At 60.5% G+C, this 24,410-nt stretch carries 26 protein-coding genes and 1 tRNA gene; 19 read left to right on the top strand and 8 right to left on the bottom strand.

All coding sequences use genetic code 11. The features are described 5' to 3' along the window. Positions 1–2: 2 nt before the first annotated feature. Positions 3–1,277: a uracil-xanthine permease family protein gene (locus V3W27_RS24925; RefSeq protein WP_003228120.1), complete on the top strand. Its 1,275-nt coding sequence runs from the start codon at positions 3–5 to the stop codon at positions 1,275–1,277. 118 nt (positions 1,278–1,395) lie between these two features. On the opposite strand, the gene hemH is transcribed toward V3W27_RS24925, so the two are convergent. Both hemH and V3W27_RS24915 read right to left on the bottom strand, forming a co-directional pair. Further along, positions 1,396–2,421, bottom strand: a complete 1,026-nt coding sequence (gene hemH, locus V3W27_RS24920; RefSeq protein ID WP_330207778.1) for a ferrochelatase — start codon at positions 2,419–2,421, stop codon at positions 1,396–1,398. A 13-nt stretch (positions 2,422–2,434) separates the two neighbouring features. Further along, complete coding sequence (locus V3W27_RS24915) at positions 2,435–3,337, bottom strand: TIGR01777 family oxidoreductase (RefSeq protein WP_330207777.1); 903 nt, start codon at positions 3,335–3,337, stop codon at positions 2,435–2,437. A 197-nt stretch (positions 3,338–3,534) separates the two neighbouring features. Here V3W27_RS24915 and V3W27_RS24910 point away from each other — a divergent pair, with 197 nt between their 5' ends. The 12 genes from V3W27_RS24910 (at position 3,535) to V3W27_RS24855 (ending at position 13,627) form a co-directional block, all read left to right on the top strand. Next, positions 3,535–4,521, top strand: coding sequence for an NAD(P)/FAD-dependent oxidoreductase (locus tag V3W27_RS24910; RefSeq protein ID WP_330207776.1), 987 nt, complete (start codon positions 3,535–3,537; stop codon positions 4,519–4,521). Continuing rightward, complete coding sequence (locus tag V3W27_RS24905) at positions 4,518–4,733, top strand: TIGR02450 family Trp-rich protein (RefSeq protein ID WP_027612220.1); 216 nt, start codon at positions 4,518–4,520, stop codon at positions 4,731–4,733. The genes V3W27_RS24910 and V3W27_RS24905 overlap by 4 nt, the downstream gene beginning before the upstream one ends. Before the next feature lie 188 nt (positions 4,734–4,921). Next, entirely contained in the window at positions 4,922–5,884 is a 963-nt protein-coding gene (locus V3W27_RS24900; protein WP_330207775.1) for a YbgA family protein, read from the top strand. Continuing rightward, positions 5,884–6,825 (top strand): MerR family transcriptional regulator, encoded by a 942-nt coding sequence (locus V3W27_RS24895; protein ID WP_096797277.1) that lies wholly within the window; start codon positions 5,884–5,886, stop codon positions 6,823–6,825. Before V3W27_RS24900 ends, V3W27_RS24895 begins: the two co-directional genes overlap by 1 nt. Before the next feature lie 11 nt (positions 6,826–6,836). After that, complete coding sequence (gene phrB / locus V3W27_RS24890) at positions 6,837–8,282, top strand: deoxyribodipyrimidine photo-lyase (protein ID WP_247268108.1); 1,446 nt, start codon at positions 6,837–6,839, stop codon at positions 8,280–8,282. After that, positions 8,275–8,697: a nuclear transport factor 2 family protein gene (locus V3W27_RS24885; RefSeq protein ID WP_027612224.1), complete on the top strand. Its 423-nt coding sequence runs from the start codon at positions 8,275–8,277 to the stop codon at positions 8,695–8,697. Before phrB ends, V3W27_RS24885 begins: the two co-directional genes overlap by 8 nt. Then, entirely contained in the window at positions 8,694–9,476 is a 783-nt protein-coding gene (locus tag V3W27_RS24880) for an SDR family NAD(P)-dependent oxidoreductase (RefSeq protein WP_027612225.1), read from the top strand. Before V3W27_RS24885 ends, V3W27_RS24880 begins: the two co-directional genes overlap by 4 nt. Beyond that, positions 9,473–10,720, top strand: coding sequence for an NAD(P)/FAD-dependent oxidoreductase (locus V3W27_RS24875; RefSeq protein WP_027612226.1), 1,248 nt, complete (start codon positions 9,473–9,475; stop codon positions 10,718–10,720). The genes V3W27_RS24880 and V3W27_RS24875 overlap by 4 nt, the downstream gene beginning before the upstream one ends. Next, positions 10,717–11,532, top strand: a complete 816-nt coding sequence (locus V3W27_RS24870; RefSeq protein WP_027612227.1) for a DUF1365 domain-containing protein — start codon at positions 10,717–10,719, stop codon at positions 11,530–11,532. The genes V3W27_RS24875 and V3W27_RS24870 overlap by 4 nt, the downstream gene beginning before the upstream one ends. Next, positions 11,519–12,784, top strand: coding sequence for an SAM-dependent methyltransferase (locus tag V3W27_RS24865; protein ID WP_096797281.1), 1,266 nt, complete (start codon positions 11,519–11,521; stop codon positions 12,782–12,784). The genes V3W27_RS24870 and V3W27_RS24865 overlap by 14 nt, the downstream gene beginning before the upstream one ends. Next, complete coding sequence (locus tag V3W27_RS24860) at positions 12,777–13,268, top strand: DUF2878 domain-containing protein (protein ID WP_330207774.1); 492 nt, start codon at positions 12,777–12,779, stop codon at positions 13,266–13,268. Before V3W27_RS24865 ends, V3W27_RS24860 begins: the two co-directional genes overlap by 8 nt. Before the next feature lie 53 nt (positions 13,269–13,321). Continuing rightward, complete coding sequence (locus V3W27_RS24855; RefSeq protein WP_007967664.1) at positions 13,322–13,627, top strand: YkgJ family cysteine cluster protein; 306 nt, start codon at positions 13,322–13,324, stop codon at positions 13,625–13,627. 131 nt (positions 13,628–13,758) lie between these two features. On the opposite strand, the gene V3W27_RS24850 is transcribed toward V3W27_RS24855, so the two are convergent. The 6 genes from V3W27_RS24850 to hemA all read right to left on the bottom strand — a co-directional run bounded on the left by V3W27_RS24850 (position 13,759) and on the right by hemA (position 19,119). Then, complete coding sequence (locus V3W27_RS24850) at positions 13,759–14,277, bottom strand: acyloxyacyl hydrolase (RefSeq protein ID WP_027612230.1); 519 nt, start codon at positions 14,275–14,277, stop codon at positions 13,759–13,761. A 112-nt stretch (positions 14,278–14,389) separates the two neighbouring features. Next, on the bottom strand, positions 14,390–15,181 hold the full coding sequence (murI, locus tag V3W27_RS24845; RefSeq protein WP_330207773.1) for a glutamate racemase: 792 nt from the start codon (positions 15,179–15,181) through the stop codon (positions 14,390–14,392). After that, a complete protein-coding gene (locus V3W27_RS24840; RefSeq protein WP_027612232.1) occupies positions 15,174–15,929 on the bottom strand; it encodes a molybdopterin-synthase adenylyltransferase MoeB in 756 nt (251 codons plus the stop codon). The genes murI and V3W27_RS24840 overlap by 8 nt, the downstream gene beginning before the upstream one ends. Next, on the bottom strand, positions 15,923–16,753 hold the full coding sequence (gene prmC, locus V3W27_RS24835) for a peptide chain release factor N(5)-glutamine methyltransferase (RefSeq protein ID WP_098965581.1): 831 nt from the start codon (positions 16,751–16,753) through the stop codon (positions 15,923–15,925). Before prmC ends, V3W27_RS24840 begins: the two co-directional genes overlap by 7 nt. Beyond that, positions 16,754–17,836 (bottom strand): peptide chain release factor 1, encoded by a 1,083-nt coding sequence (gene prfA / locus V3W27_RS24830; RefSeq protein WP_330207772.1) that lies wholly within the window; start codon positions 17,834–17,836, stop codon positions 16,754–16,756. Beyond that, entirely contained in the window at positions 17,833–19,119 is a 1,287-nt protein-coding gene (gene hemA / locus V3W27_RS24825) for a glutamyl-tRNA reductase (RefSeq protein WP_027612235.1), read from the bottom strand. The genes prfA and hemA overlap by 4 nt, the downstream gene beginning before the upstream one ends. 182 nt (positions 19,120–19,301) lie before the next feature. Here hemA and V3W27_RS24820 point away from each other — a divergent pair, with 182 nt between their 5' ends. The 6 genes from V3W27_RS24820 (at position 19,302) to V3W27_RS24795 (ending at position 24,345) form a co-directional block, all read left to right on the top strand. Then, positions 19,302–21,026, top strand: coding sequence for a tetratricopeptide repeat protein (locus V3W27_RS24820; RefSeq protein WP_027612236.1), 1,725 nt, complete (start codon positions 19,302–19,304; stop codon positions 21,024–21,026). 3 nt (positions 21,027–21,029) lie between these two features. After that, positions 21,030–21,647, top strand: a complete 618-nt coding sequence (gene lolB / locus V3W27_RS24815; RefSeq protein WP_027612237.1) for a lipoprotein insertase outer membrane protein LolB — start codon at positions 21,030–21,032, stop codon at positions 21,645–21,647. 3 nt (positions 21,648–21,650) lie between these two features. After that, positions 21,651–22,502, top strand: coding sequence for a 4-(cytidine 5'-diphospho)-2-C-methyl-D-erythritol kinase (gene ispE, locus V3W27_RS24810; RefSeq protein WP_097086251.1), 852 nt, complete (start codon positions 21,651–21,653; stop codon positions 22,500–22,502). A gap of 37 nt (positions 22,503–22,539) precedes the next feature. Beyond that, positions 22,540–22,614, top strand: a tRNA-Gln gene (locus V3W27_RS24805). A gap of 45 nt (positions 22,615–22,659) precedes the next feature. Beyond that, on the top strand, positions 22,660–23,601 hold the full coding sequence (locus V3W27_RS24800) for a ribose-phosphate pyrophosphokinase (RefSeq protein WP_003171603.1): 942 nt from the start codon (positions 22,660–22,662) through the stop codon (positions 23,599–23,601). A 141-nt stretch (positions 23,602–23,742) separates the two neighbouring features. Next, positions 23,743–24,345 carry a 50S ribosomal protein L25/general stress protein Ctc gene (locus V3W27_RS24795; protein ID WP_095136806.1) on the top strand — a complete coding sequence of 201 codons (603 nt, stop codon included), beginning with the start codon at positions 23,743–23,745 and terminating at the stop codon, positions 24,343–24,345. Positions 24,346–24,410 lie beyond the last annotated feature (65 nt).

Genomic DNA, 24,410 nt, shown 5'->3' with positions numbered 1-24,410 from the left:
GCATGCAGCAAGAGTTCAACGATCCGCTCTGGCGCACGGTGCTGTCCGGCGCCCAGATGCTGTTCGTGGCTTTCGGCGCCCTGGTGCTGATGCCGCTGATCACCGGGCTTGACCCGAACGTGGCACTGTTTACCGCGGGTCTGGGGACGATCCTGTTCCAGATCGTCACCGGGCGTCAGGTGCCGGTGTTCCTCGCGTCGAGCTTTGCCTTCATCACCCCGATCATTCTCGCCAAGGGCCAATTCGGCCTCGCCGCGACCATGGGCGGCGTGATGGCAGCCGGTTTCGTCTACACCTTCCTCGGCCTCGCCGTGAAAATCAAAGGCACCGGTTTCATTGACCGGCTGCTGCCGCCAGTGGTCATTGGTCCGGTGATCATCTCGATCGGTCTGGCCATGGCGCCGATTGCCGCGAACATGGCGATGGGCAAGGCGGGTGACGGTTCCGAGCTGATCCACTACCAGACCGCGATGATGATCTCGATGCCGGCCCTGCTGACCACGTTGATCGTGGCGGTGTTCGGTAAAGGCATCTTCCGTCTGGTGCCGATCATTTCCGGGGTGCTGGTCGGTTTTGCCATGTCGTTCTATTTCGGCGTGGTCGATACCGCGAAGATTGCGGCGGCGCCATGGTTCGCCCTGCCGCATTTCACCGCGCCGGAGTTCAACTGGCAGGCGATCCTGTTCATCGTTCCGGTGGCGCTGGCTCCGGCCATCGAGCACATCGGCGGCGTGATCGCGGTGGGTAGCGTGACCGGTCGTGACTACCTGAAGAAACCGGGCCTGCATCGCACCCTGCTCGGTGATGGCATCGCCACCACGGCGGCCGGTCTGTTTGGCGGCCCGCCGAATACCACCTACGCCGAAGTGACCGGCGCGGTGATGCTGACCAAGAACTACAATCCGAAAATTATGACCTGGGCGGCGATCTTCGCCATCACCCTGGCGTTCATCGGCAAGTTCGGCGCGCTGCTGCAAAGCATTCCGGTGCCGGTGATGGGCGGGATTCTGTGCCTGCTGTTCGGCTCGATCGCGGCGGTGGGGATGAACACCCTGATCCGTCACAAGATCGACCTCGGTGAGGCGCGCAATCTGGTGATCGTGTCGGTGACCCTGGTGTTCGGTATCGGCGGTGTGCTGGTCGGCACCGGCACTGGCCCGGACGACTTCGGCCTCAAAGGCATCGCGCTGTGCGCGGTGGTGGCGATTGCGCTGAACCTGATTCTGCCGGGCAATGATGGCTGGAAGAACAAGAAGGCCGATGAGCCGCTGATCTAAGGGTCTGGATGCTTGTTGTCTGACAGATAGCTTTCGCGAGCAAGCCCGCTCCCACAGGGGATCTTCAGCGCACCGAAGATCAAATGTGGGGGCGGGCTTGCTCGCGAAGCTTTTGGCTTTAAAGCGCCAACGGCGCTCGTTCACACAGGGTTGCCAACGCCTTCGCCCATTGCGGGTCGTCATTCAGGCACGGCACCAGCACCAACTCCTCGCCCCCCGCTTCGCGGAACTGTTCCTTGCCGCGATCACCGATCTCTTCCAGCGTCTCGATGCAATCGGCGACAAACGCCGGGCACATCACCAGAATCTTCTTCACCCCGCTTTGCGCCAGCTCGTCCAGCCGCGCTTCAGTGTAGGGTTCGATCCACTTCGCCCGCCCCAGACGCGACTGAAACGACACCGACCATTTGCCATCGGCAATGCCCGCGCGCCTGGCGAACTCGGCGGCGGTGCGTATGCACTGGGCGCGGTAACAGGTGGCCAGCACGGCCGGCGAAGCGTTCTTGCAGCAATCCGCGTTTTTCAAGCAGTGATTGCCAGTCGGATCGAGCTTGGTCAGGTGCCGCTCCGGCAAGCCATGGAAGCTAAGCAGCAAGTGATCGTAGTCCTGCTGCAAATGCGGGGTAGCGCTGGCGACCAGCGCGTCGATGTATTCCGGCTGATCGTAAAACGGTTGCAACACTGAAAGCTGCACATCGAGTTTCTTCTCGCGAATCACCCGCTTGGCTTCTTCGATCACCGTGGTCGTGGTGCTGTCGGCGAACTGTGGATAAAGCGGCGCCAGCGTGATGCGCTTGTGCCCCGCCGCCACCAGTTGCAGCAACCTGGTTTCAATCGACGGCTCGCCATAACGCATGGCCAGCTCCACCGGGCCGTGGGTCCACTGGGTGGTCATCTGCTGCTGCAGACGACGGCTGAGCACCACCAGCGGCGAGCCCTCCTCCCACCAGATCGAAGCGTAGGCATGGGCCGATTGCTCAGGGCGCTTGATCAGGATCAGCGACACCAACAGCCGCCGCACCGGCCACGGCAGGTCGATCACGTACGGATCCATCAGAAATTGATTGAGGTAGCTGCGTACATCGGCCACCGAGGTGGAGGCCGGGGAACCCAGGTTGACCAGAAGCAAGGCGTGATCGGTCATGCATCGTCCTATTTCAAAGGCGGCCGGAGAGATCATCCAAAGCCGCGCGCAAATCCGTGAACTGGAAAGTGAAACCCGCTTCCAGCAAGCGTGCCGGCACGGCCCGTTGGCCACCCAGCAACAGCAATGACATTTCGCCAAGCCCGACCTTCAGCGCCAGGGCCGGCATCGGCATGAACGCCGGGCGGTGCAGTACGCTGCCCAGCGTCTTGGCAAACTCGCGATTGCGCACCGGTTTCGGTGCGCAGGCATTATAAGGACCGCTCGCCTGATCGCGGTGCAGAAGAAAATCAATCAGGGCGATTTGATCATCGATGTGAATCCACGGCATCCACTGCCGACCATTGCCCAGCGGCCCGCCGAGCCCGAGTTTGAACGGCAGCAACAGCCGCGACAAAAAGCCGCCCTCGGCCGACAGCACCAGCCCGGTTCGCACCAGCACCACGCGGGTGCCCTGACCTTCGGCACGCTGGGCGGTTTCCTCCCAGGCAATGCACAACTGACTGGCAAAATCGTCGATCACTGGCGGCGAATCTTCGGTCAGCTCGCGTTCGCCGCCGTCGCCGTACCAGCCGACAGCCGAACCGGAGATCAACAACGCCGGTTTCTGCTGCCGTGTTTCCAGCCAGGCCAGCAGGGTTTCGGTGAGGGTGATGCGGCTGCTCCACAGCAACGCCTTGCGCCGATGGGTCCATGGCCGATCAGCGATCGGTGCACCGGCCAGGTTGACCACCGCGTCCAGCGGCTCGTTGCCGAAGTCTTCGAGACGCGAAATTGCACGCACCTGCGCGCCACAGATTTTCGCGACCTTTTCCGGGCGTCGACTCCACACCGTCAATTGATGGCCCTGCCCCGACCAGTGTCGGCAGAGCTGACGGCCTATCAAACCAGTACCGCCGGTCAGCAATATGTGCATGACTTCTTCCTCGCGTGGCGTTTTACCCGGATCACTAGTCTATTTTTATAAGCAGGGATCTTTTCTATCGGGCAGGCTCTATTGTTTAACCATAGGCCAAGCTGTCAGAACGAGAACGCTAGAAGTTATACCAAAAAACAAAATTGTACAGGTTTCATTGACGGCGTAGTCTGTACAGAAAGGTAAACGAGGCCCCTATGACTGTACCTATCGCAATCATCGGCACCGGCATCGCCGGACTCTCCGCCGCGCAGGCGCTGACAGAGGCCGGACACACCGTCCAGCTCTTCGACAAAAGCCGCGGCAGTGGCGGACGCATGTCGAGCAAACGCAGCGACGCCGGTTCGCTGGACATGGGCGCGCAATACTTCACCGCCCGCGACCGGCGTTTCGTCACCGAAGTGCAACGCTGGCAAAGTCTGGGCTGGGTCGCCGAGTGGACGCCGCAGCTCTACACCTTTCAGGGCGGGCAACTGAACCTGTCGCCGGACGAGCAGACCCGATGGGTCGGCACGCCACGCATGAGTGCGATCACCCGGGGTTTGCTCGACGGTCTGGAAGTGCACTTCGCCTGCCGCATCACCGAGGTGTTTCGCGGTGAAGAACACTGGCATCTGCAGGACGCCGAAGGCTTCACCCACGGTCCCTTCAGTCACGTGGTGATTGCAACGCCAGCGCCGCAAGCCACGGCGTTGCTGGCTGCCGCACCAAAACTCGCCGGCGCCGCCGCCGGGGTGAAAATGGACCCGACCTGGGCCGTCGCCCTCGCCTTCGATACGCCACTGGATACGCCGATCGAAGGCTGCTTCGTGCAGGACAGCCCCATCGACTGGCTGGCACGCAACCGCAGTAAACCGGGGCGCGATACCACCTGCGACACCTGGGTGCTGCACGCCAGCAGCGCCTGGAGTCGGCAACACATCGACCTGTCCAAGGAAGCTGTCATCGAGCAACTGCACGGTGCATTCGCCGAACTGTTGCACAGTGCGATGCCCGCTCCGGCCTTCAGCCTCGCCCACCGCTGGCTCTACGCACGCCCTGCGACCGGCCACGAATGGGGCACGCTGGCCGACGCCGATCTGGGCTTGTACGCCTGCGGCGACTGGTGCCTGTCGGGGCGTGTCGAAGGGGCCTGGCTCAGTGGCCAGGAAGCTGCACGCCGCTTGCACGAACACCTGCAATGAATCGCATCAATCCGCAAAAATTGCTGCTGTCGAAGTGGACAGCAGCCCACCCGCAAAACCGCGAAAAACATTTTCTGGTCACCGAACTGTTCCGGGATGAGGAAGGCACGGTGCTGGAGATCGAGTTGCAGGCGGTGCTGACCAAGCGCGCCGAACGCCTCGATTGGCAGACGTTGAAGAACAACGATCACTGGTTACTGGGCTGGCAATAAAGATCCTGTAGGAGTGAGCCTGCTCGCGATGGCGTCGCATCATTCAACATCAATGCTGCCTCCCACAGTCGATCGTGGTTAACCTGGAAAAACTTATACAAATGAGTTGACTTGTACACGCATGAATCTATGCTGAGGAAAAGTTGTACAGAGATAAATATCTGTACAGGAATAGATTCGAGGTGTGCATGTCCGATCTTTCTGCTTCCCGGCCCAAAATCGCCATCAGCGCCTGCCTGATGGGCGCCGAAGTGCGCTACAACGGCGGGCACAAGGAATCGCGGTTGTGCAGCCGCACCCTTGCCGAGTATTTCGAATTCGTGCCGGTATGTCCGGAAGTCGCGATTGGCCTGGGCATCCCGCGCGAACCGATCCGCCTGGTTGGCGATCCCGATACTCCTGAAGCTATCGGTACGGTCAATCCGCAAATCAATGTCACCGAACCACTGGCAGCCTACGGGCAGAAAATGGCCGGCGAGCTCAATGACATCTGCGGCTATATCTTCATGCAGCAGTCGCCTTCGTGCGGTCTGGAGCGGGTCAAGGTCTATCACGCCAACGGCGCGCCGGTGAACGGCGGCGGCCGTGGCATCTACGCTCAGGCGTTCTGTGCGGAGCACCCTGACCTGCCGGTGGAAGAAGCCGGGCGCCTGAACGATCCGGTGTTGCGGGAAAACTTCATCACCCGCGTGCTCGCCTACAGCGCCTGGCAGCAGGTGCTCGAACAAGGCTTGAGCCGCCGCGCACTGACCGAATTCCACTCACGCTACAAATACCTGCTGATGGCACACAACCCTGAGCAATACAAAGCCTTGGGCAAACTGCTGGGCAACATGGCCAAGACCGATCCGGTCGAACTCGGCCCGCGCTATTTCAGCGAGTTGATGAGCGCGTTGAAGAAATGCGCTACCCGCCGCACCCACAGCAACGTGCTGCAACACATCAGCGGCTACCTGAAACAGGCGATCAGCCCGGAAGACAAACAGGAAATGCAGCATGTCATCGGCCAGTACCGCCACGGCATCGTGCCGCTGGTGGTGCCATTGACTCTGCTCAAACACCACTTTCGCCAACACCCGGATCCGTACATTGCGCGGCAGGTTTACTTGCAGCCGCATCCGGAAAACCTCAGCCTGCGAAACGCCATTTGATGAACGACAAACTCGACACCAGCGCCCAGGAAGACCTGGGTGCCGACTTCAAGAAAGCCCTCGACGAGGGCTGGCTGCCGATCCGCGAAGTGGCGCGGCAGACCGGGGTCAACGCCATCACCCTGCGCGCCTGGGAGCGCCGTTACGGGTTGATCGTGCCGCAGCGCACGCCCAAGGGCCATCGCCTGTATTCCAGCGAACATGTGCAACGAATCCTGACCATCCTGACCTGGCTTAATCGAGGCGTGGCTGTCAGTCAGGTCAAACCGTTGCTCGATGCTCCGCAAGCCTTTACCGAGACGGTGGAAAACGACTGGCAACGGCAGCGCCAGTCCTTGCTCGGCGCCGTCATCCAGCTCAATGAGCGCAACCTCGACGACAGCATCAACCAGGCCATGGCCCTGTACCCGCCACGCACCCTGTGCGAGCAATTGCTCCTGCCGCTGCTGGCCGAACTCGAGCAGCGCTGGCAAGGCCAGTTCGGCGCACAGATGGAACGGGTGTTCTTTTATTCCTGGTTACGCAGCAAATTCGGCGCGCGCATCTACCATAACAATCGGCAATTACACGCTGCGCCGTTGCTGCTGATCAATCACTCGGACCTGGCACTGGAACCGCACCTGTGGCTATGCGCGTGGCTGATCAGCAGCGCCGACTGCCCGGTGCAAGTGTTCGACTGGCCGCTACCGGCCGGAGAACTGGCGCTCGCGGTCGATCATCTGCAAGCGCGGGGAGTGCTGCTGTATTCCAGCAAGGCGATGAATCTGGCGCAGCTGCCAAAACTGCTGAATGGCATCGGCACTGCAAAAATGCTCGTCGGACCAACGGTATGCATCCACCAGACCGAGTTGTCCGTAAGAACCCCTGAGATCGCTGATCTGATCCTGGCCGAAGACCCGCTCTCGGCACATCAGGAACTGGTTCAGCGTGGGCTGATTTAATGGAAACCGCGATGCAATTGATCTGGCTGCGCAGCGACCTGCGCCTACATGACAACACCGCCCTCGCGGCCGCCGCAGCGCGCGGTCCGACGGTTGCCGTGTATCTGCTGAGCCCGCAGCAATGGCTGGAACATGACGACGCCGCGTGCAAGGTCGACTTCTGGCTGCGCAACCTGCGTGAGCTGAGCAGTCGCCTCGGCGAGCTGAACATCCCGTTGCTGCTGCGTTCCGCCAATCATTGGGATCAGGCCCCGGCGGTGCTGCTCGAACTTTGTGTGCAATTGAATATTCAAGCTGTGCACGTCAACGAAGAATATGGCGTCCACGAAAGCCAGCGCGACGCCGCGGTGGCGGTGGCCCTGAAAACCAAAGGCATCGCTTTCCACAGCTACCTTGACCAACTGCTGTTCAAGCCCGGCACGGTACTGACCAAAACCGAAACCTACTTTCAGGTGTTCAGCCAGTTCCGCAAGGTCTGCTATGAACGCCTGCACCGCTCGATGCCGGCGCTGGTCAAGACGCCCGGCAAACAGGCAAAGCTGAACATCGACAGCGATCCGGTGCCGGCATCCGTCGCCGGTTTTGCAACGCCGAGCGAGTCTTTGCGCACACTGTGGCCGGCCGGCGAACAGGAAGCCCGGCGCCGTCTCGACACCTTCGCCGACGCGCAGATTGACTACTACCAGAGCGAACGCGACTTCCCGGCCAAACCCGGCACCAGTCAACTTTCCGCGTACCTCGCCGCCGGGGTGATTTCGCCGCGCCAATGCCTGCATGCGGCCTTGCAAAGCAATCAGGGCGAGTTCGACAGCGGCAAGGTCGGCGCGGTGACGTGGATCAACGAGCTGCTGTGGCGTGAGTTCTACAAGCACATTCTGGTGGGCTACCCACGGGTTTCGCGCCACCGCGCATTTCGCCCGGAAACCGAAGCCCTGGCCTGGCGTGATGCGCCGGACGATCTGGCGGCCTGGCAAGAGGCGCGGACCGGTTTGCCGATCATCGATGCAGCCATGCGCCAACTGCTGGAAACCGGCTGGATGCATAACCGCTTGCGGATGATTGTGGCGATGTTCCTGACCAAGAATCTGCTGATCGACTGGCGTGAAGGCGAGCGCTTTTTCATGCGCCACCTGATCGACGGCGATCTGGCGGCGAACAACGGTGGCTGGCAATGGAGTTCTTCGACCGGCACCGATTCGGCGCCGTACTTCCGCATCTTCAATCCGCTGAGCCAATCGGAAAAATTCGACAGCGAAGGCCTGTTCATCAAGCACTGGCTGCCTGAACTGGCCGGCCTGAACAAGAAGGAAGTACACAACCCGGCCAGCGCCGGTGGACTGTTCGGCGTGGCGGATTATCCGGCGCCGATCGTCAATCTCGGGGCTTCGCGCGAACGCGCGCTGGCGGCGTTCAAGAACCTGCCGTCGCGCTCGTCTATGGAAGAAGTTCATGAGTGAATTCCTGCGCCGCTTCGCCCGCCAGTTCGCCGAGTTGAACAAAGACAACTTGCAACGTCTGGGCGAGCTGTACAGCGATGACATTCACTTCACCGACCCGCTGCATGAAGTGCAGGGGCTGGTGCAACTGCGACATTACTTCAGCGAGCTGTACGCCAACGTCAGCGAACTGCGCTTCGATTTCCACGGCTTCGACCAGATCGCTGACGGTGAAGGTTACCTGCGCTGGGTCATGAGTTACCGCCACCCGCGTCTGGCCGGTGGTCAATTGATTCGCGTCGCCGGGTGTTCGCACCTGCTGTGGCGCGACAAGGTTTATCGCCACCGGGATTATTTCGATGCCGGGGCCATGCTGTATGAACATTTACCCGTATTGGGCCGGGTGATCGCCTGGTTGAAAAGGAGAATGGGATGAGTCGTACACCTCCACGGCGTTATTGGCTGACCGGTGCCAGCAGTGGCATCGGCGCAGCACTGGCTGAAGAGATTCTGAAAAGCGGCGCGCATCTGGCTGTCAGTTCGCGTCAGGTGGCACCGCTCAAAGTGCTGTCGCAACGTTATCCGGGGCAAGTGCTGGTGGTGGCCGGCGATCTGACCAACAGTCAGACCGTGCGCGAAATCGGCCAGCAGATCGAACAGGCCTGGGGCTCGCTCGACAGCGTGATTCTCAATGCCGGCACCTGCGAGTACGTCGATGCGCGACAGTTCGATGCCTCGATCATCGAACATGTGGTGCGCACCAACCTGCTCGCCAGCAGTTACTGCATCGAAGCGGCCCTGCCGTTGCTGCGCAAAGGCACCGCGCCGCATCTGATCGGCATGGCCAGCTCAGTCACCTACCTGCCGCTGCCTCGGGCCGAAGCCTATGGCGCGTCGAAGGCCGGGCTGCGCTATCTGTTCGAATCGCTGCGGATCGATCTGGCCGTCGAGGGCATCGATGTCACCATCATCAGCCCGGGTTTTGTCGAAACCCCGCTGACCGCCAAGAATGACTTCCCGATGCCGTTGAGCTGGCCTGTGGATAAAGCGGCGCGGCATATTTTCGCCAAACTCAAGGATCGTCCGCTGGAGATCGCCTTTCCCGCACTGTTCATGGCGGCGCTGTGGCCACTGTCGAAGCTGCCGGCGCGCCTGCAACTGGCGATCGGCAAGCGCATGGTGCGCAGCAACCCACCGCTGCGAGACCCGATATGAAGATTGCCATTGTCGGCAGCGGAATCGCCGGCCTGACCTGCGCCCACCTGCTCAATCGCCGACACGACATCACGGTGTTCGAGGCCAGCGACTGGGTCGGCGGTCACACGCACACCGTGCAAGTGACCGTCGATGGCCGCGAATATGCAGTGGACACTGGGTTCATCGTGTTCAACGACTGGACCTATCCGAACTTCATTCGATTGCTCGGCCAGCTCGGTGTGTCGTTCAAACCGACGGAAATGAGCTTCTCGGTCACCGACCCGGACACCGGTCTGGAATACAACGGCAACAACCTCAACAGCCTCTTCGCCCAGCGCAGCAACCTGCTGTCCCCGGGGTTCTGGGGCATGTTGCGCGACATTCTGCGCTTCAATAAAGAAGCTCAGCGCGACCTCGCCGAACAGCGCATTGCCGCCGATACCACGCTCGACGATTACCTCAAGGCTGGCGGTTATGGCGAACGTTTCATCCTGCATTACATCGTGCCGATGGGCTCGGCGATCTGGTCGATGCCGATGGCCGAGATGCTCAATTTCCCGCTGCAATTCTTTGTGCGCTTCTTCAAGAATCATGGCCTGCTGTCAGTCAGTGATCGCCCGCAATGGCAGGTGATCGAGGGCGGCTCCAGTGCCTACATTGCGCCGTTGACTGCGGCGTTCCACGACAAGATCCGCCTCAGTTGCCCGGTGACGCGCATCGATCGCGATGAACACGGCGTGGTTATCCACAGCCCGGCCGGCATCGAGCGTTTCGACAAAGTCGTGCTTGCCTGCCACAGCGACCAGGCCCTGCAATTGCTCGGCACGCCAAGCCAGGCGGAACGCTCGATCCTCGGCGCCCTGCCCTATGCCGATAACGAAGTCGTGCTGCATACCGATACCCGTCTGCTGCCGACCCGCAAACTGGCGTGGGCCAGCTGGAACTATCGCTTGAGCGGCGCCGGCCATACCCACGCGGCCGTCACTTACGACATGAACATCCTGCAGGGCATTCAGAGCGACACCACGTTCTGCGTCAGCCTCAATCAGAGCGCCGGGATCAGCCCGTTCAAGGTGCTCGCCAAATACACCTACGCCCACCCGCAATTCAGCCTCGCGGCTGTGGCGGCGCAAAACCGCTGGGCCGAACTCGACGGTCAGCAGCACACCCATTATTGCGGCGCCTACTGGGCCAACGGCTTTCATGAGGACGGCGTGGTCAGCGCGTTGCGCGTGGCCGCCGCGTTCGGGGAAAGCTTATGAACAGCGCCCTGTACAGCGGCTGGATTGGTCATCGGCGCTTTTCGCCCAGACGCCACGAATTCCGTTACCGGATCGGTCTGTTGTACCTCGATCTGGCGGAACAGGACGCCGTGTTCGGCCTGTCACCGTTTGCCAGTCGCAGCCGCTTTGCACCGTTTTCGTTTCGCGAAACCGACTACCTGAAAACCTTCACCGGCAGCGGCATGCGCCTGATCGATGCGGTGCGCCAGCAAGTCGGCGTCGCCATCGGCCATCAACCGCAGGGTTCGATCTGCCTGCTGACCCAACCGCGCAGTTGGGGTCTGGCGTTCAATCCGGTGAGCTTCTTTTATTGCCACGAGGCCGACGGGCAACTGGCGGCGATTCTCTGCGAAGTCACCAACACGCCGTGGCGCGAACGTTATCACTACGTGCTGCCGGCCCGCACACCGACCAACCTGCAAGACTTTCACCAGCACTTCGCCGTGGCCAAGGCCTTTCATGTCTCGCCGTTTTTGCCGCGTGACCTCGAGTACCGCATGAGCTTCAGCCCGGCTGCGCAAAAGCTCGGCGTGCACATGGCCGACTGGCAGGGTGAGCACAAGCTGTTCGACGCCACGCTCAATCTGCAGCGCGAACCCCTCGACCGCCACAGCCTGCACCGCTACTTGCGACGTTTTCCGTGGATGACCGCGAAAACCTGCCTGGCGATTTATTGGCAAGCCGTGCGCCTGTTGCTCAAGCGTGCCCCGATTTTTGCTCATCAGGCTGCCGACGGCAGCTTTCAGATCGCCACTGTGCCTCCCAAGGAGCACCGCCATGAAATCCTCTAGCCTGTCGGTCAGTCGCTTCAGCACCAACGGTTTGACCGGTTCGCTGCTGCGTCGCGGCGTTTTGCGGCAACTCAGTCAGCTCAAACACGGGCAATTGCTGGTGGTCGAGGATGGCGAACGCCTGATGTTCGGCACGCCGGGCAGCCACCTGCTCGGCGAAATCCATGTGCAGGATGCAGCGGTGTGGGGCATGGTCGCCGGCAACGGATCGATTGGTGCCGGCGAAGCGTTTATCCACGGTTACTGGAGTTCGCCGGACCTGACGGCGGTCGTGCGCGTGTTCGTCAGCAACCTCGACGTACTCGACGCCATGGAGCGCGGTCTGGCCCGCCTCAGCCGGCCCCTGGTGCAAGGCCTGCACTGGCTCAACCGCAACACGCGCAAGGGGTCGCAGAAAAACATCGCGGCGCACTATGACCTCGGCAACGATCTGTTCGAACAATTTCTCGACCCGACCATGATGTATTCGGCGGCGCAGTTCCTCAGCCCCGACGACAGCCTGGAACAGGCTCAGTTGAACAAGCTGGAACGGATCTGCCAGAAGCTCGCACTCAAGCCCGAAGATCATCTGCTGGAGATCGGCACCGGTTGGGGCAGCATGGCGCTCTACGCCGCGCAGCACTACGGCTGCCGTGTCACCACCACGACGCTGTCGAAAGAGCAGTACGCGTTTACCGCCAGGCGCATTGAAGCACTGGGGTTGCAGGATCGGGTAACGCTGCTGCTCACCGACTACCGCGACCTCACCGGCGAATACGACAAACTGGTGTCGATCGAGATGATCGAAGCGGTCGGTCACCGCTTCCTGCCCACCTATTTCAAGCAATGCGCGCACCTGCTCAAGAGCAACGGCCTGATGCTGTTGCAGGCAATCACCATCCGCGAGCAGCGCTACGAGCAGGCCAAGCGCGGCGTCGACTTCATCCAGCGCTACATCTTCCCCGGCGGCGCCCTGCCCTGCGTGCAGAAGATGCTCGAAGTGGTCAGCCGCGAGACCGACATGAACCTGCTGCACATGGAAGACTTCGGCCTGCACTACGCCCGCACCCTGCGCCTGTGGCACGAAAACTTTCGCCGCGCCCATGGCCGTTTGAGCGAATTGGGTTACGACGATTACTTCCTGCGGCTGTGGGAGTTTTACCTGTGCTACTGCGAAGGCGGGTTTCTGGAGCGCACCATCGGCACCGCGCAACTGCTGCTGGCCAAACCGGCCGCGATGCCGGCGCCGTTGCTCGGACGCTTCGATGCTTGAGCGGCTGACCAATGCCGTGCTGTTCCAGGTCGGCTGGCTGGCCTGCGTGCTCGGCGGCGACAGTCTGTGGCTGCTGCTGGCGCTGGCGGTGCTGGTGATTCATCTGGGCTGGATCAGCAGTTGGGCGGAGGAAGGTCGTTTGATCCTCAGCGTGGTGCTTGTCGGTACAGCCGTAGACAGTCTGTTGCGCGCTGCCGGCGTGTTCGAATTCCAGGACCTGTCGCCACTGATTCCGCTGTGGCTGATGCTGCTCTGGGCCTTGCTCGCGACCACGTTGCGTCACTGCCTGCAATGGAGCGCCCGCCCGTGGTGGCTGGCCAGCGGACTCGGTGCAATGGGCGGCGCCGTGTCCTATTACGGCGGCGGACAGCTGGCCGGCGTGCAATTTCCTTACGGTGAAGTGCCGACCCTGATCGGCATCGGCCTGCTGTGGGCGCTGCTGTTTCCGCTGCTGCATGCCATGGCACGGCGCCTGAGCCACTGAGCGTCTGTCAGGCCTTTCACACAGCAACCGGTGGCTGCCTTACACTGCGCAGCATGAAAACCATTCCCCACCAGCAAATCACCGAGCCAGCGGTCACCTGTTCGACCTGCGCAGCGTGCTGTTGCCAGCTCGAAGTGATGCTGATCACCGACACCGGCGTGCCTGAGCGCTTTATCGATACCGATGAGTGGGGTGGTGAAGTGATGCTGCGTCTGGACGACGGCTGGTGCGCGGCGCTGGATCGCGACAGCATGATGTGCACGATCTATGAGAAACGTCCGCTGATCTGTCGCGAATTCGAGATGGGTGCACCGGAGTGCATTGAAGAACGCAAAGGCATTGCCACTGCTTACCGTTGATTCCGAAAAACACCACTGAAACAAATGTAGGAGTGAGCCTGCTCGCGATTGCGGAGTACCAGTCAAACAAATGTTGGCTGACACTCCGCAATCGCGAGCAGGCTCACTCCTACAGAGGTTATTTGTAGCGCTTACAGCGGCATCGTGTAATGCAGCGCGTAGCTTTCTACACCGTCGTTGCTGCTGGCCAGGCCGGCGTTGGAATAGTGTGTTGCACGAATCCCCACTTCATGCCCGCCATTGAAGCGCAGACCAAAACCGATGCGGTCTTCGAACTGGAAAGAGCCGCCGATGTTGTTGCTTTCATATTTGGTGTTGGAGAACGCTGCGACACCAATGCCCGCTTCAACATACGGTTTGACCGACTGACCGGCAAACTCGTAAACGAATACCGGGGAGAACGACAGGCTGTTGTTGCTGGAAGTCTTGTCACCTTCCCAGTAAGTGTAAGCGCCGCTCCAGTAACCGGTCAGGCGACCGACATCACTTTGCAGCCAGCTCTTGTCCCAATCGAAATTCATGCCCAGGCGATAAGTCATGGTCGAATCGCTGGTCGCACCCACTGCAAATTCAACACCTGCAGCTTGCGCGGTAATACTTTGCCCCATCAGTGCGGCCGCAATCGCGGCCAAGCAGAATAGTCGCTTCACTTTGAAACTTCCTTTTCCGGAACGATCGTTTGGTTTTCTAGATAACTCATCGCTATAGAAGCTAGCGCCTGATTAGAAGTTCAGCTGTTTTTTTAGTTATTTCACATTTTTTTTACAAGCTGAATTTTTCGACGTCGCCGGCAACCTGACCCAACAGGGGCAGGGTCTTGCGGAAGAACGCGGGGTCGGCACTGGTCCAGAATCTGACCGGGCGGTTCGGCCCTTCGGCCAGCAGATCACGTTCGGCCAGCAACCGTTGCAGTTGCCGCGCTACGGCTGCGCCAGTGTCAATCAGGCTGATGCTGTCGGGAATCATCGTCTTGAGCATCGGCTTGAGAAACGGATAGTGAGTGCAACCGAGAATGATCGTGTCGCAACCGTTGGCCAGCAGCGGATCGACGTAGTGCTGCAGCAACGTGCGCAACTCGGCGCTGTGCAGATCACCGCTTTCAATCAGTTCCACCAGACCGGGGCACGGCTGGGTGATGACGCGAACGTCAGCGGCGAAGCGGTCGAGCAACGCGGCGAACTTGGCACTCTGCAACGTGCCGGTGGTGGCGAGTACGCCAACCACACCGCTGCGGGTGGCGGCAGCTGCGGGTTTGACCGCTGGCTCCATGCCAACGATCGGCCACTCGGGGAAATCCCGGCGCAGATCGGCAACTGCGGCCACCGTCGCCGTGTTGCAGGCGATCACCAAGGCCTTGGCGCCCTGCTCCCGGAAAAAGCCGGCCATCACATTGCAGCGCTGGCGGATGAACTCCGGAGTTTTCTCGCCGTAGGGAATATGCCCGCAATCGGCGAAATACAGCAGTGATTCATGGGGCAGCAAATGCTGGATTTCAGCCAGTACCGACAAGCCGCCAACACCGGAGTCGAACACCGCGATCGGCGCCTCACGCATGCTGCGAACCACAGACGCTGCAACCCGGATCACGCTTGACCCGCAATTCACGGAAGCGCGAACCCAAGGCATCGATCAACAGCAAACGACCCACCAACGGTTCGCCAAAACCGACCAGCACTTTCAACGCTTCAAGCGCCTGCAGGCTGCCGACCAGCCCCACCAGGGGCCCGACCACACCGGCCTCGCTGCACGTCAGTTCGGCTTCGCTGCCATGCCCGTACAGACAGTGGTAGCACGGACTTTCCGGGCGGCGCGGGTCGAACACCGACAACTGCCCTTCCAGACGAATCGCCGCGCCGCTGACCAGCGGTTTGCGCGCTGCCACACACGCGGCGTTGACCGCCTCGCGGGTGGAGAAGTTATCGGAGCAGTCGAGCACCAGATCCACCGCCGACACGGCGGCGGCCAGGGAATCCTCGTCCAGCGCCTGACGATGAGGCACCAGTTTAATCTCGGGATTGATCGCGCTCAGGCGCTTGAGCGCCGAGTCGACCTTGCTCATGCCGACGCTGTCGGTGTCATGAATGATCTGGCGCTGCAGGTTGGTCAGGTCGACCGTGTCGAAATCCGCCAGATGCAACTCACCGACACCCGCCGCCGCCAGATACAGCGCGACCGGGGCGCCGAGACCGCCGAGGCCGACGATCAGCACGCGGCTGTCTTTCAGCTTCAGTTGCCCATCGATATCGATGTGTTGCAGCAGAATCTGCCGGCTGTAGCGCAGCAATTCCTGATCATTCAGCACGGCAGGCGCCCCAGGCTGATCCGTTGATGGCCGCCCAGATCGGTGCGGCTGTGGACTTGTTCAAAACCACGGGTGAGCAACAGATCACGCACGGCTTCGGCTTGATCATAGCCGTGTTCGAGCATCAGCCAGCCGCCGGCTTCCAGATGATCCGGAGCCTGGGCGACAATCAGGCGCAGATCGTCGAGCCCGTCGACACCGGCCACCAGCGCACTGGCCGGTTCGAAGCGCACGTCGCCCTCGACCAGATGCGGGTCGGCAGCCGCGATGTACGGCGGGTTGCTGATGATCAGATTGAAGCGCTGGCCTTCGAGGGCGCTGAACCAGTGGCTGCTCAGCACCGTGGCGTTGTTCAGGTTCAAGCGCTGACGGTTGCGTTCGGCAAGGGCCACGGCTTCCAGCACGCGATCCACCGCCGTGACGTTCCACGCCGGGCGTTCGCTGGCCAGGGCCAGGGCAATCGCGCCGCTGCCGGTGCCCAGATCGAGGACTTTCGCCGGCGTTGCCGCCAGCAGTTCCAGTGCGGCCTCGACCAGCAACTCGGTGTCTGGGCGCGGGATCAGAGTGTGCGGCGCCACTTCCAGATCGAGCTTCCAGAACCCCTGCTGACCAAGGATGTAGGCCACCGGCTCGCCACTTCGACGCCGTTGCAGGTACTCGGTAAAAATCAGCACCGCTTCGCTGGGTACGATGCGCTCGGGCCAGGTGTGCAGGAAGCTTCGCGATTTGCCCAGTGCCGCGGCCAGGAGCAATTCGGCATCCAGGCGCGCGGTGGGCGAGTCCGGCAGTTCGGCGGCGCGCAACAGACTGGCAATGATGGTCATTTATTCACCTATCGCTGCAAGCTGGTCGGCCTGGTATTCGGCCAGCAAAGGCTCGATCACCGCCTCAACGCCACCGGCGAGGATCTCATCAAGGGAGTACAGGGTCAGGTTGACGCGATGGTCAGTGACCCGGCCCTGGGCAAAGTTGTACGTGCGAATGCGCTCGGAACGGTCACCGGAACCCACCAGCAACTTACGCTCGCTGGCAATCGCATTCGCCGCCGCTGCGGTTTGCTGATCGTTGAGCTTGGCCGACAGCCAGGCCATCGCCCGGGCACGGTTCTTGTGCTGGGAACGTTCTTCCTGACACTCGACGACGGTGCCGGTCGGTATGTGCGTGATGCGGATCGCCGAGTCGGTGGTGTTGACGTGCTGACCACCGGCCCCGGAAGAACGATAAGTGTCGACACGCAGATCCGCCGGGTTGATCTCGATGGCTTCGCGCTCGTCCGGTTCGGGCAATACCGCCACGGTGCAGGCCGAGGTGTGGATACGGCCTTGGGATTCGGTGGCGGGTACACGCTGTACGCGGTGCGCGCCGGACTCGAATTTCAGCTTGCCGTAAACGTTGTCGCCTTCAATGCGGGCGATGACTTCTTTATAGCCACCGTGCTCGCCTTCGTTTTCCGAAAGAATCTCCACACGCCAGCCACGTCGCTCGGCGTAACGCGAGTACATGCGAAACAGATCGCCGGAGAAGATCGCCGCCTCGTCGCCACCGGTACCGGCGCGAATTTCAAGAAAGACGTTACGCCCGTCATTGGGATCCTTGGGCAGCAACATGCGCTGCAGATCATCTTCCAGCCTGATCAGCAATTCCTTGGCTTCGCGGACTTCTTCCACGGCCATTTCACGCATGTCCGGGTCGCTGTCCTTGAGCAGCGCCTGGGCGCCTTCAAGATCACTTTGTACGCCGAGCAGCTTTTTGTAGCCTTGTACCACCGGCTCGAGTTCGGCGTATTCCTTGGAATAGGCGCGGAATCTGGCCTGATCGACAATGACTTCGCCGTCGCCGAGCAGCGCGGTCAGTTCCTCGAAACGGTCCTGGAGGGTGTCCAGCTTGTTGAGCAGTGACGCTTTCATTGCGGTTTTTTATCCGAAAAACTATCCGGTGAGCCCTCGAGGGCAAAGAGTTCCTGGGCCATGGCCAGCGCATCGAGGCGGCCTTCGGCAGAAAGCTTTTTCAATTGCACGCTGGGCGCATGCAGCAGTTTATTGGTCAGGCCGCGGGCCAGTTGCCCGAGCACATCTTCGGCGTTGCCGCCGTTGGCCAGCAGACGCAGGGCTTTTTGCAGCTCCTCGTCGCGCAGGCGTTCGCTTTGTTGCCGATAAGCCTTGAGCACATCGACCGCCGCCAGCTCACGCAGACGCACCATGAAATCGTCGGCGCCGACCGAGACCATCTCTTCCGCCGCCTGGGCTGCGCCCTGACGACTCTTGAGGTTCTCGGCGACCACTTCGTGCAGATCGTCGACGCTGTACAGGTAAACGTCGTCGAGTTCGCCGACTTCCGGCTCGATGTCGCGGGGTACGGCGATGTCGACCATGAAGATCGGCTTGTGCTTGCGCTGCTTCAGCGCACTTTCGACCGCGCCCTTGCCGAGAATCGGCAACTGGCTGGCGGTCGAACTGATCACGATATCGCTGCGCACCAACTCCGCCGGAATGTCCGAGAGCAGCACCGCGTGGGCACCGAACTGCTCGGCCAGCAGGCTGGCACGTTCCAGCGTACGGTTGGCGACCACGATGCGCTTGACCCCCAGCTCATGCAAATGGCGGGCGACCAGCGTGATGGTCTCGCCAGCGCCGATCAGCAAGGCCTGGCTGCGTTGCAGATCGCTGAAAATCTGTTTGGCCAGGCTGACGGCGGCAAACGCCACGGACACCGGGTTTTCGCCGATGGCGGTGTCGGTACGCACTTGCTTGGCGGCATTGAATGTCGCTTGAAACAGCCGCCCCAGCAGCGGGCCGATGGTCCCGGCCTCACGCGCCACGGCGTAGGCCGATTTCATCTGGCCGAGAATCTGCGGTTCGCCCAGCACCAGCGAGTCGAGCCCGGAGGCGACGCGCATCATGTGACGAACTGCCGCATCATCTTCATGCACATAAGCACTCGCGCGCAGCTCATCGAGGCTTAAATGGTGATAATCGGCCAGCCAGCGCAGAACCAGATCAGCCGAAACCTGATCCTGTTCTATATACAGCTCACTGCGATTGCAGGTGGAGAGGATCGCAGCTTCGCGGCTGTCGGTGAGTCGGCAGAGCTGCTGCAAGGCCTCCACCAGCTGCTCAGGGGTAAAGGCCACGCGCTCGCGGACGTCTACTGAAGCAGTCTTGTGGTTAATACCGAGTGCAAGGAAGGCCATTCAAGGTCGCTGATGGTGACGTGAAGCCGGCAATTGTCCTACTTCGTCAGATTCAGAACAACTACCGCTGACTATTGTCCCAATTGTCGGCCACTATAAAGGCCACATTCGAGACTCGGTTATGTTTGGCCGAAGGCTTGTGTCATGATGATCCGACCGCAGGTTAGTCGTCCTTCTCCTATATGAATAGATCTTCCGCGTTGCTCCTTGCTTTTGTCTTCCTCAGCGGCTGCCAGGCCATGGCACCCGTTTCGCCGGACGGTACCCCGCCGGTCGAAGACACCACGCCCGCGCCTGAAAAACCCAAGGTTTACAGCTCGTTCAGCGAGGAAACCGTTTTCAGCCTGTTGAGCGCCGAACTCGCCGGCCAGCGCAATCGTTTCGACATTGCCCTGGACAACTACGTGACCCAGGCGATCAATACTCAGGACCCGGGGGTTTCCGAGCGCGCGTTCCGCATCGCCGAATACCTCGGTGCCGACCAGCCTGCGCTGGACACCGCCCTGATCTGGGCAAAAAACGCTCCGGACGACCTCGAAGCGCAACGCGCCGCCGCCGTGCAACTGGCCCGCGCCGGGCGTTATGACGACTCCATGGTTTATATGGAGAAAGTCCTGCAGGGCAAGGGCGACACCCATTTCGACTTCCTCGCGCTGTCGGCCGCCGATACCGATCAGGAAACCCGCAACGGCCTGATGAAAAGTTTCGACCGTCTGCTACAGCGCCACCCGAAGAACAGCCAGCTGATTTTCGGCAAGGCCCTGCTGCTGCAACAGGACGGCGACAATAAAGCCGCTCTGACCCTGCTCGAAGACAATCCGCCGGAAGAAGGCGAGATTGCGCCGATCCTGCTGCGCGCGCGTCTGCTGCAAACCATGAATCGTGGCGACGAAGCCCTGCCGCTGTTGCGGAAAAGCATCAAGAAATACCCGGACGACAAGCGCCTGCGCCTGACTTATGCGCGCACGCTGGTTGAACAGGACCGGATGGATGACGCCAAGGTCGAGTTCTCCACCCTCGTTCAGCAATACCCGGAAGACGACGAACTGCGTTATTCGCTGGCACTGGTGTGCCTGGAAGCCAAGGCCTGGGACGAGGCCAAGGGTTACCTGGAAGACCTGATCGCCCGGGAAAGCCACGTTGACTCGGCGCACCTGAACCTGGGTCGCATCGCCGAAGAACGCAACGACCCGCAGGGCGCGCTGATCGAATACGCGCAGGTCGGCCCTGGCAATGACTATCTGCCGGCGCAACTGCGTCAGGCCGATATTCTGATGAACAACGGCAAGACCGCCGAAGCCCAGAGCAAACTCGCCGCCGAACGCGATGCCCAGCCGGATTACGCGATCCAGCTGTATCTGATCGAATCCGAAACCCTGTCGGCCAACAAACAGGACGACAAGGCTTGGAAAACCCTGGATAAAGCGTTGCAGCAATACCCGGACGATCTGAATCTGCTCTACACCCGGGCCATGCTCGCGGAAAAACGCAATGATCTGGCACAGATGGAAAAAGACCTGCGCCTGATCATCAAGCGCGACCCGGACAACGCCATGGCGCTCAATGCGCTGGGCTACACCCTGTCCGATCGCACCACCCGCTACGCTGAAGCCAAGGCCCTGATCGAACAGGCGCACCAGATCAATCCGGAAGACCCGGCGGTACTCGACAGCCTCGGCTGGGTGAATTTCCGCATGGGCAATCTGGACGACGCCGAGAAATATCTGCGTCAGGCGCTCGAGCGTTTCCCGGACCACGAAGTCGCCGCGCACTTGGGCGAAGTGTTGTGGGTCAAGGGCAATCAGCGCGAGGCCAAACAAGTCTGGGGCAAGTACCTCAAAGATCAGCCCGACAGCACCATCCTGCGCAGCACCATCAAGCGCCTGACCGGATCCGAGACTCTTTAACTCATGTTTTTGCGCCACGTTATTGTTTTCAGCTTCATCGCCCTGCTCGCCGGTTGCGCGGGCTTCGGCGCTCGCGAATCGGTCGAGGGCCACGGCAGTCCGGCTCAGTGGGCCGCGAACAAACAACAGCTGGCCGGCCTCGACGGCTGGCAGATCGACGGCAAGATCGGCATTCGCGCGCCGAAAGACTCCGGCAGCGGCACGCTGTTCTGGCTGCAACGTCAGGACTACTACGACATTCGCCTGTCCGGCCCGCTGGGTCGTGGCGCGGCACGTCTGACCGGGCGCCCGGGCAAGGTTTCGCTGGAAGTCGCCAATCAGGGCCGCTATGACTCCGAGTCACCGGAAGCGCTGCTCGAAGAGCAACTCGGCTGGAAGCTGCCGGTATCCAATCTGGCCTGGTGGGTCCGTGGCCTGCCGGCCCCCAGCAGCAAAAGCCGTCTGACCCTCGATAACGACAGTCGCCTGGCCAATCTGGAACAGGACGGCTGGAAAGTCGAGTACCTCAGCTACGCCGAGCAAAACGGTTACTGGCTGCCCGAGCGGATCAAGCTGCATGGCACCGATCTGGACGTGACGCTGGTGATCAAGACCTGGCAACCGCGTAAATTGGGGCAATAAAGCATGACCGCTCCACGCCTGACGCTGCCGTCGCCGGCCAAGCTCAACCTGATGCTGCACATTCTCGGACGCCGCGCGGACGGCTACCACGAATTGCAGACGCTGTTTCAGTTTGTCGATTACGGCGACGAAATCACCTTCGCCGTGCGCGATGACGGCTTGATTCATCTGCACACCGAATTCGCTGGCGTGCCCCACGACAGCAACCTGATCGTGCGCGCGGCGAAAATGCTTCAGCAACAGTCCGGCTGTACACTCGGCATCGACATCTGGATCGACAAGGTGCTGCCCATGGGCGGCGGCATCGGTGGCGGCAGCTCGAATGCGGCGACCACCCTGCTCGGCCTCAATCACTTGTGGCAACTGGGCTGGGATGAAGATCGCCTCGCGGCATTGGGCCTGTCGCTCGGCGCCGACGTGCCGGTTTTCGTCCGTGGTCACGCGGCATTTGCCGAAGGCGTGGGCGAGAAACTGACCCCGGTCGACCCCGAAGAACCGTGGTATCTGGTGCTTGTGCCGCAAGTCTCTGTAAGTACGGCAGAAATTTTTTCCGATCCTTTGTTGACACGTAACACGCCGCCCATTAAAGTGCGCCCCGTTCCCGAGGGAAACAGTCGAAATGACTGCTTGCCGGTGGTTGCAAGGCGTTATCCAGAAGTACGTAACGCATTGGATTTGTTAGGTAAATTTACCGAAGCAAAACTCACCGGAACTGGAAGTTGTGTGTTTGGGGGCTTCCCAAGCAAAGCTGAAGCTGATAAAGTCTCGGCCCTTCTGACAGAGACCCTTACAGGGTTTGTAGCGAAAGGAAGCAACGTTTCGATGTTGCATCGCAAGCTGCAAAGTCTGCTCTAAAAGGAATCAAGTGCCAGGCACTTGAAGCAACAGATACAGGGGCGTCGCCAAGCGGTAAGGCAGCAGGTTTTGATCCTGCCATGCGTTGGTTCGAATCCAGCCGCCCCTGCCATTTTCTATACTCATCCAGGTTACCCTCAGCCTCTAGGTACTGCGCGTGTCCAAGATGATGGTCTTTACGGGGAACGCTAACCCCGATCTGGCTCGGCGTGTTGTACGTCAGCTGCATATCCCTCTCGGTGACATCTCTGTCGGTAAGTTCTCCGACGGCGAAATTACTGCCGAGATCAATGAAAACGTTCGCGGTAAAGACGTTTTCATTATTCAGCCGACTTGCGCTCCGACCAACGATAACCTGATGGAACTGGTAGTGATGGCTGATGCCTTCCGCCGCTCCTCGGCTACTCGTATTACTGCTGTTATTCCTTATTTTGGTTATGCCCGTCAGGATCGCCGTCCGCGTTCCGCACGTGTGGCTATCAGCGCGAAAGTCGTTGCTGACATGCTTACCGTAGTCGGCATCGACCGTGTTCTCACGGTTGATCTGCATGCTGACCAGATTCAGGGTTTCTTCGATATTCCGGTAGATAACATCTACGGCTCCCCGGTTCTGGTGGATGACATTGAAGATCAGCGCTTCGAAAACCTGATGATCGTGTCCCCGGACATTGGTGGCGTCGTGCGTGCACGGGCTGTTGCCAAATCCCTGGGCGTGGATCTCGGGATCATCGACAAACGCCGTGAGAAAGCCAATCACTCTGAAGTGATGCATATCATCGGTGATGTCGAAGGGCGTACCTGCATTCTGGTCGATGACATGGTCGATACCGCCGGCACTCTGTGCCACGCGGCCAAGGCCCTGAAAGAGCATGGCGCAGCCAAGGTCTTTGCCTACTGCACACACCCTGTGCTGTCGGGTCGGGCCATCGAGAATATCGAAAATTCCGTGCTGGACGAGCTGGTGGTGACTAACACCATCCCGCTGTCCGCTGCAGCACAAGCCTGTGCACGTATCCGTCAACTGGATATCGCACCGGTTGTTGCCGAAGCGGTTCGCCGCATCAGCAATGAAGAATCGATCAGCGCGATGTTCCGTTAAGGGCCCTGCCCTTCTCGAAATGTCTCGTTGACGAAAAGCGCCCCGCCCCGGCATTCCTGTCGGGGCGGGGCTTTTTTGCCCATACCGTGTTTGGCGCTGGTCGCAAACGCCACTCGGTCATGGCTATTTTGGAGATACAAAATGAACGATTTTACTCTGAATGCTGAAGTGCGTTCCGACCTGGGGAAAGGTGCGAGCCGCCGCCTGCGTCGTCTCGCCGCTCTGGTTCCAGCTGTTGTTTACGGTGGCGACAAAGCCCCTGAATCCATCAGCATGCTGGCCAAAGAAGTTGCCAAACTGCTCGAAAACGAAGCGGCTTACAGCCACATCATCGAGCTGAACGTTGGTGGCAAGAAACAAAACGTCGTCATCAAAGCCCTGCAACGTCACCCGGCCAAAGGCCACGTGATGCACGCTGACTTCGTACGCGTTGTAGCTGGCCAGAAACTGACCGCTATCGTTCCTGTGCACTTCATCAACGAAGCTGCTCCAGTGAAGAAAGGCGGCGAAATCTCGCACGTTGTTGCCGAGATCGAAGTTTCCTGCCTGCCAAAAGACCTGCCTGAGTTCATCGAAGTCGACTTGGCTGACGCTGAAATCGGCACCATCGTTCACCTGTCGGACCTCAAAGCTCCTAAAGGTGTCGAGTTCGTTGCTCTGGCACACGGCGATGACAAGGCAGTAGCCAACGTCCACGCTCCACGTGTTGCTCCAGAAGCTACCGAAGAAGGCGCAGCAGAGTAATTTCACTCTGTTCGTCGGAGTGAGTGAAACATCGCGGACTGGAACGTAGCGAGAAAGCGGGCGAG

It is taken from the genome of Pseudomonas sp. AM14(2022) (assembly GCF_036346455.1).
GTDB lineage: Bacteria > Pseudomonadota > Gammaproteobacteria > Pseudomonadales > Pseudomonadaceae > Aquipseudomonas > Aquipseudomonas putida_A.
This window is presented reverse-complemented; position numbering and strand designations above follow the sequence as displayed.